At 61.9% G+C, this 8,485-nt stretch carries 7 protein-coding genes; 2 read left to right on the top strand and 5 right to left on the bottom strand.

What is annotated here, in order from left to right; all coding sequences use genetic code 11:
* The 3 genes from Q0341_RS05860 to Q0341_RS05850 form a co-directional block, all read right to left on the bottom strand.
* Window positions 1-213, bottom strand: a 213-nt coding sequence (locus Q0341_RS05860) for a signal peptidase II (protein ID WP_299511183.1), incomplete at its 3' end; no start/stop codon positions are given.
* 28 nt (window positions 214-241) lie between these two features.
* Complete coding sequence (ileS, locus tag Q0341_RS05855) at window positions 242-3,109, bottom strand: isoleucine--tRNA ligase (RefSeq protein WP_299511181.1); 2,868 nt, start codon at window positions 3,107-3,109, stop codon at window positions 242-244.
* Window positions 3,110-3,215: 106 nt separating this feature from the next.
* On the bottom strand, window positions 3,216-4,253 hold the full coding sequence (locus tag Q0341_RS05850; protein WP_299511184.1) for a bifunctional riboflavin kinase/FAD synthetase: 1,038 nt from the start codon (window positions 4,251-4,253) through the stop codon (window positions 3,216-3,218).
* Window positions 4,254-4,447: 194 nt separating this feature from the next.
* Here Q0341_RS05850 and Q0341_RS05845 point away from each other — a divergent pair, with 194 nt between their 5' ends.
* Window positions 4,448-5,005, top strand: a complete 558-nt coding sequence (locus Q0341_RS05845) for an HNH endonuclease (protein ID WP_299511180.1) — start codon at window positions 4,448-4,450, stop codon at window positions 5,003-5,005.
* Between the two features lie 110 nt (window positions 5,006-5,115).
* Entirely contained in the window at window positions 5,116-6,042 is a 927-nt protein-coding gene (locus tag Q0341_RS05840) for a DNA ligase (protein ID WP_299511178.1), read from the top strand.
* A 50-nt stretch (window positions 6,043-6,092) separates the two neighbouring features.
* On the opposite strand, the gene Q0341_RS05835 is transcribed toward Q0341_RS05840, so the two are convergent.
* Complete coding sequence (locus Q0341_RS05835) at window positions 6,093-7,208, bottom strand: acyl-CoA dehydrogenase family protein (RefSeq protein WP_299511176.1); 1,116 nt, start codon at window positions 7,206-7,208, stop codon at window positions 6,093-6,095.
* 12 nt (window positions 7,209-7,220) lie between these two features.
* Complete coding sequence (locus Q0341_RS05830) at window positions 7,221-8,402, bottom strand: acyl-CoA dehydrogenase family protein (RefSeq protein WP_299511175.1); 1,182 nt, start codon at window positions 8,400-8,402, stop codon at window positions 7,221-7,223.
* Window positions 8,403-8,485 lie beyond the last annotated feature (83 nt).

Raw genomic sequence — 8,485 nt, 5'->3', positions numbered from 1 at the left:
CCAACCACCAGCACCGGCCAAAAACGAGATCGCCGCGCCGTGGTTGTGCACCCGCACCAGGTTGAAAAACGAGGTGATGGGCGTGCTGTCTCCGAGCTGGAAAGCGCCCAGTACCAGCACTTTGGTGAACTGGTCGATCAGCAGCACGAGCAAGGCGATGCCCATCCAAACCCATAGACTGGGGCGGTTGCCGGTTTTGAGTTTGTTGGCCATGTTTGCGGGTCCTTGGAATGCGTCAGCTTCAGGCCACTAGGCGGGTTTCGCCATCGCCGTGCAGGTTGCTCACGCAGCGCCCGCAAATGGTGGGGTGATCGGCGTCGTGACCCACGTCGTCGGCGTAGTGCCAGCAGCGCTCGCATTTCACGGCCTGGCTGACCGCTACCTGCACCGCGAGGCTGTCGCCGGTCTGCAATGTCACTTTGGACGTGATGAACACGAACTTGATGTCTGCGCCCAAACTGGCCAGCAGGGCGTGGTCGGCCGCAGGCGCTTGCAGCGTGATCTCGGCTTGCAGCGATGCGCCCACTTGGCCGGCTGCGCGCAAGTTCTCGATGTCTTTGTTCACCACATCGCGGATCTCGCGGATGCGCGCCCACTTGGCCAACAGCTGCGCATCGGTCGCACCCAAGTCGCTGAAGGTTTCCATGAAGATGGATTCCGAGTCGCCAAAGGTGGTCCACGCTTCCTCGGCGGTGAAGCTCAAAAACGGGGCCATCCAGCGCAGCATGCCGTGGGTGATGCGGTAAAGCGCTGTTTGCGCACTGCGTCGGGCCAAGCTCTTCGGGGCTGTGGTGTACAGGCGGTCTTTGAGCACATCCAGATAGAAAGCGCCCAGGTCTTCCGAGCAGTAAATTTGCAGCTTGGAGACCACGGGGTGGAACTCGTACTTGTCGAAGTGGGCGCGGATGTCGGCTTGCAATTCGGCGGCGCGGGCCAGGGCAAAGCGGTCGATTTCCAGCAACTGGTCATCGGGCACGGCATCCTGAGCTGGGTCAAAGTCGCTCACGTTGGCCATCAAGAAGCGCAGCGTGTTGCGGATGCGGCGGTAGGCATCGACCACACGGGCGAGGATTTTGTCGTCGATGTTCAGGTCGCCCGAGTAATCGGTGCTGGCCACCCACAGGCGCACGATTTCTGCGCCCATTTTGCTGTTGATGGTTTGCGGCTCGACGGTGTTGCCCAAACTTTTGCTCATCTTGCGGCCTTGGCCGTCGGTGGCAAAACCGTGTGTCAGCAGGCCCCGGTAAGGGGCCCGGTCATACAAAGCGCAGCCCAGCAGCAAGGAGCTGTGGAACCAGCCGCGGTGCTGGTCGTGGCCTTCGAGGTACAGGTCGGCTTCAGGACCTTCGGCATGGAAGGGTGCTACGCCGTAAGCATTTTTGTGGCTGCCGCGCAGCACATGCTGGAAGGTGGAGCCGGAGTCGAACCAGACTTCCAGGATGTCGGTGCTCTTGGTGTAGCTGGGCGCATCGGCCGCACCCAAGATGTCTTCCACCGTCACGCGGCTCCAGGCTTCGATGCCGCCTTTTTCCACGATGTCAGCGGCTTGGTCCAGGATCTCCATGGTGCGGGGGTGCAACTCACCGCTGTCCTTGTGCAGGAAAAACGGCACGGGCACGCCCCAACTGCGCTGGCGCGAGATGCACCAGTCGGGGCGGTTGGCGATCATGTCGCGCAATCGGGTCTTGCCGTTCTCAGGGTAGAACTTGGTGTGCTCGATGGCGTCCAGTGCCAACTGGCGCAAGGTCTTGGGCGCTTTGTCGGAGGTGAAGACACCTTCGCCTTCATCCATGCGCACAAACCACTGGGCGGCAGCGCGGTAGATGACGGGCGTTTTGTGACGCCAGCAGTGCGGGTAGCTGTGGGTGATGGTCACGGTGGACAGCAATCGGCCCGCATTGCGCAAGGCATCGAGCACCACCGGAATGGCTTTCCAGATGTGCAGACCGCCAAACAACGGGAAGTCGGCCGCATAAGTGCCATTGCCTTGCACCGGGTTCAGGATGTCGTCGTACTTCAGGCCGTTGGCGATGCAGGAGTTGAAGTCGTCCACGCCATAGGCGGGCGAGGAGTGCACCAGGCCCGTGCCGTCGCTGTCGCTGACGTATTCGGCCAAGTACACGGGCGACAGGCGCTTGTAGCCTGCATCCACGTCGTACAAGGGGTGGCGGAAGTTCAGGCCGCCCAGGGCCGAGCCTTTGGCGGTGGCGAGCACCGTGCCGCCTTGCAGGCCAAAGCGCTCCAGGCATTTGTCCACCAACGACTCGGCCACCACCAGGCAGCCCTTGTCAGTTTGCACCAGTGCATAGGCCAGCTCGGCGTTGGCGTTCAGGGCTTGGTTGGCGGGTATGGTCCATGCGGTGGTGGTCCAGATCACGGCAAAGCCGCTTTGACCGGCGGGCAAGGCGGCGAGGCCAAAAGCGGCGGCCAGCTTGGCCGCATCGTCGGCTTCAAAGGCCACGTCCAGCGTGTCGCTTTGCTTGTCTTGGTATTCGATTTCAAACTCGGCCAGCGACGAGCCGCAGTCAAAGCACCAGTACACGGGTTTCAGGCCACGGTACACAAAGCCCCGCTCGACCACGCGTTTGAAAGCGCGGATTTCACCGGCTTCGTTGGCCGGGTCCATGGTGCGGTAAGGGCGCTCCCAGTCGCCCAGCACGCCCAGGCGCTTGAAGTCTTCACGCTGCTGGCCGATTTGCTCGGTGGCAAAGGCGCGGCTCTTGGCCTGCATGTCGTCACGGCTCAGGTTGCGGCCGTGCAGTTTTTCTATCGCGTTTTCGATCGGCAAGCCGTGGCAGTCCCAGCCGGGGATGTATTGCGCGTCAAAGCCCGCCAATTGCTTGGACTTGACGATCATGTCTTTGAGCACTTTGTTCAGCGCATGGCCGATGTGCAGTTTGCCATTGGCATAAGGCGGGCCGTCGTGCAGCACGAACAGCGGTGCGCCTTGGCGGGCAGCGCGCAGTTTTTTGTAGAGACCCCCGTCGTTCCAATCGCTCACCCAGCCCGGCTCGCGCTTGGGCAGGTCGCCGCGCATGGGGAAGGGGGTGTCCGACAGATTCAGCGTGGCGCGGTAGTCGGTGCTCGGCGGGGTGGTGGGTTCAGACATGGATCAATCCGGGGGCGCGACCATCAAGGCCGCTGGAAGCAAATGGCAGGCCGCCAAAGCAGGCCCGAAGAAGGGTGGGGCGCTGGGGCGCCTGGACGCTTGCGCGTCAAATTCGGTCGCGGGTGGTTTGGCGGTGTGTCTCGCTGTGGCGCGATGCAAACCAGGCGTGCGCACCGTCGCAGTCTTTGGCGATGCCTTGGGTCAAGGCGTCCAGACCGTCGTATTTGAGCTCGTCGTGTAGTTTGTGCAGCAGATCCACGCGGATGATTTTACCGTAGCCCCCCTCCGGGCCCAGATGGGCTGGCCAGTCGAAGCTGTGGGTTTCCAGCAGCACGCGCCCGCCATTGACATCGCTCGGGTCCAGGGAGGGGCGGATGCCCAAGTTGGCGACCCCTTTCAGGGGCTGATCGGCCAGGCCATGCACTTGCACCACAAAGATGCCGCTGGCGGCGGGCTTCCAGTGCGAGAACCGCAAATTGAGGGTTCGAAAGCCATCACCCGCGCCCTCTGCCGTGGCGGCCAACTCGCGTCCGAGTTTGCGCCCATGCACCACATGGCCGCTGATGCTGTAAGGACGGCCCAGCAGGGCCTGTACCGCTGGCAGGTCGCCTTTGACCAGTGCATCGCGCACGGCCGAGCTGGACACGCGCAGGCCGTGCACCTCGTAACTGTTCATGCGCGCCACATCAAAGCCCAGGCGCTGGCCTGCCGCGTCGAGCATGGCGTAGTCACCTGCGCGTTGGCTGCCAAAGCGGAAGTCGTCGCCTACCAGCACATAGCGCACCCCCAGGCCTTGCAGCAGCACCTGCTCAATGAAGTCTTCGGGCGATTGGCGGGCCAGTCGGGCGTCAAAGGGCAGTACAACGACTTGGTCAATCCCACAGCGCTCGAGTTCGGTCAGTTTGTCGCGCAGTGTGGCAATACGGGCGGGGGCTAAATCGGGCTTGTTCAGGGCCTTGGCAAAGTAGTCGCGGGGATGGGGTTCGAAGGTCATGACGCAGCTGGGCACGCCCCGGTGCGCGGCTTCGCTGCGCAAGAGGGCCAGCATGGCCTGATGACCCCGGTGCACGCCATCGAAGTTGCCAATGGTCAAAGCGCAGGCTGGGGCCAAGTCGGGGTGGTGGAAGCCGCGGAAAACCTTCATGGTGCTGGTGTTGTTGGACTGTGGTGCGGACCTTGACGTGAGGTTTTTGCCCTTTGTCATGGTTTTGAGGAATTCAGAGGGTATATTGTGACCGAGCCCGCTCCTTCAGTTTCAGGCCCGGCGCCTGGCCTGACAGGATCGAGACAGTCCCGTTTCCGTGTCCGTGCCCATGCACCTGTGCCAAGGAGTCGTTTGTGAAGGTCTTGAAACTCTCTGCCCAAGGGCTGCCCCAGTCGTGGATTTCGCTGGAGCAAGCCGTGACCCATTACGCTGCCAACGAGGTGCGCTGGGAAGTGGGCCAGCAAGTGGCGGTGTTTCATGGCGGACACAACGCGCTCACAGGCCAGCAGTCCATCATCACCGTCAACAGCATCATCGGCACCCAGGGCGTGCCCCGCATCAACCCTTTTGAGATGCAGCCGGGGCTCACCAATCCCAAACTTTTTGTGCGTGACCGCAATGTGTGCGCTTATTGCGGTGGGCATTTTCATGAGGCGGTGCTCACACGGGAGCACATCGTTCCTGTGTCGCAAAAAGGCCCGGACCATTGGATGAACGTGGTCACCGCGTGCCGCTCGTGCAACCACCGCAAAAGCAGCCGAACGCCCGAGCAGGCCGGGATGCCTTTGCTCTACACGCCTTATGTCCCCAGCCTTTGGGAAGACTTCATCTTGCGCAACCGCCGCATTTTGAGCGATCAAATGGCGTTTTTGATGGCGCATGTGCCCAAAAATTCGCGCTTGATGGCTTGAAGCTGCGCTCGGGTTGCGGGCACTTGCTTTGGCTTGAAAACCGTCGCATGATCAACTTTTGAAAACAAAAGACCGGTATTTTCTGTGTCTTGCGTGATCGGGAGTGCACCATGCAGACATGGCTGACAGGAGCAGGCGCGCCAGGCGCGATCGGGGGCGACTCAGGGACCAGTGGCTCGCGCTTGTCGCGGCGGCAGGTTCTGGGTGCGTTGTTGGGGCCTTGGCTCGTGCCCAGCGCACGGGCCATTGCGGCACAGCCGCCATTCCAAAATCAGGTCCAGCTGGCCAGGCTTTGGCCTCCAGGGCGATCGCCCAAGGGCTATCAGGTCAGTGAAAAATTGGACGGTGTTCGAGCCGTTTGGGATGGGCGCATTTTGCGTTTTCGCAGTGGCCGTGTCATCGCGGCTCCGCCATGGTTCTTGTCGGCTTTGCCCAAAGTGGCGCTCGATGGAGAGCTGTGGATCGGGCGCAAGCAATTTGACCGCTTGTCGGGCTTGGTGCGCCAATCGGTGCCAGATGACGAGGCTTGGCGCACGGTGACTTACCGGGTGTTTGATGCCCCAGCCTATGCGGGCACATTCACTGAGCGGATGGACTTTGTTGGCGCAACACTGCCAACGGCTCGGCTGCCTTGGTTGATCCCCGTGGCGCAAGAAGCGGGGCAAAGCGTCGCCGCTTTGACGGCGCGCTTGCAATCGGTGGTTGGGCAAGGGGGGGAGGGGCTGATGCTCCACCGGGCCGATGCACCGTGGCAGCCCGGCCGCACCGATGCGCTCTTCAAGCTCAAGCCCGAGTTGGACGAAGAGGGGCTGGTGGTGGGGCACCAACCGGGCAAGGGGCGTTTGGTGGGCATGACCGGGGCTTTGCTGGTGCAAATGCCTTCGGGTCAGCGTTTTGCCTTGGGCTCGGGCCTGAGCGATGCCCTGCGACGCGATCCGCCGCCTGTGGGCAGTTGGGTCACTTATCGGTACCGTGAGCGCACCCCTTCGGGTTTGCCACGCTTTGCTTCTTTTTGGCGGGTGCGCGAAGCGGAATGAGCATGAAAAAAGGGCCCCTTGTAGGGCCCTTCTAGCGGGGTGGTGCCAGCTCAGGCGAACACGCCTGCAGTCTCTTGCATGCGGGCTGACACTTCGCCCAGCTGGTGCAAGGTGTCGCCGAAGTTCATGTCCAGCTGCGTCAATTTCTTGAAGTAGTGGCTGGCGATGTACTCGTCGGTGACGGCAATGCCGCCGTGCAGTTGCACCGCTTGCTGGCCGATGAAGCGCATGGACACACCCAGCTGGTACTTGGCGCGGGCCAGAGCTCGGCGACGTTCGTCGGCAGGCGCATGCAGTTTCAGGCTGGCGTAGTAGCTCATCGAGCGGCCCAACTCCAGCTGCATCTTCATGTCGGCCACGCGGTGGCGCAGGGCCTGGAAGCTGGCGATGTTCACACCGAACTGCTTGCGGGTGTTCATGTAGTCGACGGTGATGGCCAGTGTTTTGTCCATCACGCCCACAGCTTCGGCGCAAGTGCAGGCGATGCCGATGTCCACGGCTTCTTCCAACGCGGTCAGGCCGTTCAGTGTGATCAGTTGCGCGGGGGCCTTGTTTAGAACCACCTCGGCAGCGCGTGAGCCGTCTTGTGTGCCATAGGCCTGGGTGCTCACGCCGCTGGCGCTGCGCTCCACCAAAAACAAAGCGATTTGACCGTTCACGGTGGCAGGCACCACAAAGGCGTCGGCTTGGTCGCCCACGGCCACCAAGCTCTTGGTGCCGCTCACAGTCCATGCCCCGCCGGATTCGCTGGCCTGTGCGGCGCAGCGGTTCAGGTGGTAGCGGGCAGCGCGTTCCTGGTAGGCCAGCACCACAATGGCTTCGCCTGCGGCCATGCGCGGGAGCCACGCGGCTTGCAATGCGGCAGGCGCATGGGTTTGCAGTACGGCGCTGCACATCAGGGTTTGGGTCAGGGGTTCGAGCACGATGCCGCGCCCGAGCTCTTCCATGGTCACCATGGCCTCGGTGGGGCCCATGCCCATGCCGCCGTGCTCTTCGCTCACGTACAGGCCCGTTAGGCCCAGCTCGGCCATTTCGCCGTAAGCAGCGCGGTCAAAACCGCCCGCTGCCACGATGGCGCGGCGGCGGTCAAAGTCGTAGCCCTTGTCCACCCATTTGCGCACTGCGTCGCGCAGTTGTTCTTGGTCGTCAGAAAAATCGAAATCCATGTGTGTATCTCCTTAACCCAGAACTGTCTGGGCGACGATGTTGCGTTGCACTTCGTTGCTGCCGCCATAAATGGTGGTCTTGCGCATGTTGAAGTAGTTGGCGGCCAGGGGGGCGTTGGCCAGCGTGCCGCCGGGGAAGTCGCCTTGCCAGCCAGCGTCCATGGCTTCGAAGATGAAGGGCAGGGCAAAGGGGCCAGCTGCTTGCATCATCAGCTCGGTGTAGCGTTGCTGGATTTCGCTGCCTTTGATCTTCAAGAGGCCGGCAATGTCGAGCGAGTTCTTGCCCGATTTTTCAGCAGACAATACGCGCAAAACCAGCATTTCGAGTGCGACGATGTCGACTTCGAGCTTGGCGATTTCGTCACGGAAGCGCAGGTCGTCGTACACACCTTCGGCTTTGGCGATGCGCTTCAAACGCTCCAATTCGCGCTTGGCGCGGTTCACGTCGGCGATGTTGGTGCGCTCGTGGGCCAGCAGGTGCTTGGCGTAGTTCCAGCCCTTGTTTTCCTCGCCCACCAAGTTGTCGGCTGGCACTTCGACGTTGTCAAACCAGACCTCGTTGACTTCGCATTCGCCGTCCAGCAGCTTGATTGGGCGCACGGTGATGCCGGGCGACTTCATGTCGATCAACAGGAACGAGATGCCAGTTTGGGGCTTGCCCTCGGTGCTGGTGCGCACCAAGCAGAATATCCACTCGCCGTATTGACCCAGAGTGGTCCAGGTTTTCTGGCCATTGACGATGTATTTGTCGCCCACGCGCTCTGCGCGGGTTTTGAGCGAGGCCAGGTCCGAGCCGGAACCCGGCTCGCTGTAGCCCTGGCTCCACCAGACTTCGCCGCTGGCGATGCCGGGCAAAAAGCGCTGCTGCTGCTCGGCGTTGCCAAAGGCCATGATGACGGGGGCCACCATCACGGGGCCAAAAGGCACCACGCGGGGGGCACCGGCCAAGGCGCATTCTTCTTCAAACAGGTGTTTTTGGATGGCTGACCAGCCGGGGCCACCAAACTGTGTGGGCCAGCCCCAACCGAGCCAGCCCTTTTTGCCCAAAATTTTGGCCCAGCGCTGCAAGTCCTCGCGGGTCAGGCGCATGGCGTTGTGCACTTTGTGTGAAATGTCGGCGGGCAAGTTGTCCTTGACCCAGGTGCGAATCTCGTCGCGGAACGCGAGCTCTTCGGGGGTGAATGCCAAATCCATGGGGTTTCTCTCAAAATCAAACGGTCGTGCTTTTTATCACGCGCCACCCGGTTTGGCTTGTCTTTGGTGCGACAAATGCCGGG

The sequence above is a fragment of the uncultured Limnohabitans sp. genome (assembly GCF_937889215.1).
Taxonomy (GTDB): domain Bacteria; phylum Pseudomonadota; class Gammaproteobacteria; order Burkholderiales; family Burkholderiaceae_C; genus Limnohabitans_A.
This window is presented reverse-complemented; position numbering and strand designations above follow the sequence as displayed.

Excerpts from the sequence above, each read along its gene's own strand:
- Q0341_RS05830 (WP_299511175.1), bottom strand. The coding sequence starts at position 8,402 with ATGGATTTGGCATTCACCCCCGAAGAGCTCGCGTTCCGCGACGAGATT.
- ileS (WP_299511181.1), bottom strand. The coding sequence starts at position 3,109 with ATGTCTGAACCCACCACCCCGCCGAGCACCGACTACCGCGCCACGCTG.
- Q0341_RS05835 (WP_299511176.1), bottom strand. The coding sequence starts at position 7,208 with ATGGATTTCGATTTTTCTGACGACCAAGAACAACTGCGCGACGCAGTG.
- Q0341_RS05850 (WP_299511184.1), bottom strand. The coding sequence starts at position 4,253 with ATGAAGGTTTTCCGCGGCTTCCACCACCCCGACTTGGCCCCAGCCTGC.
- Q0341_RS05840 (WP_299511178.1), top strand. The coding sequence starts at position 5,116 with ATGCAGACATGGCTGACAGGAGCAGGCGCGCCAGGCGCGATCGGGGGC.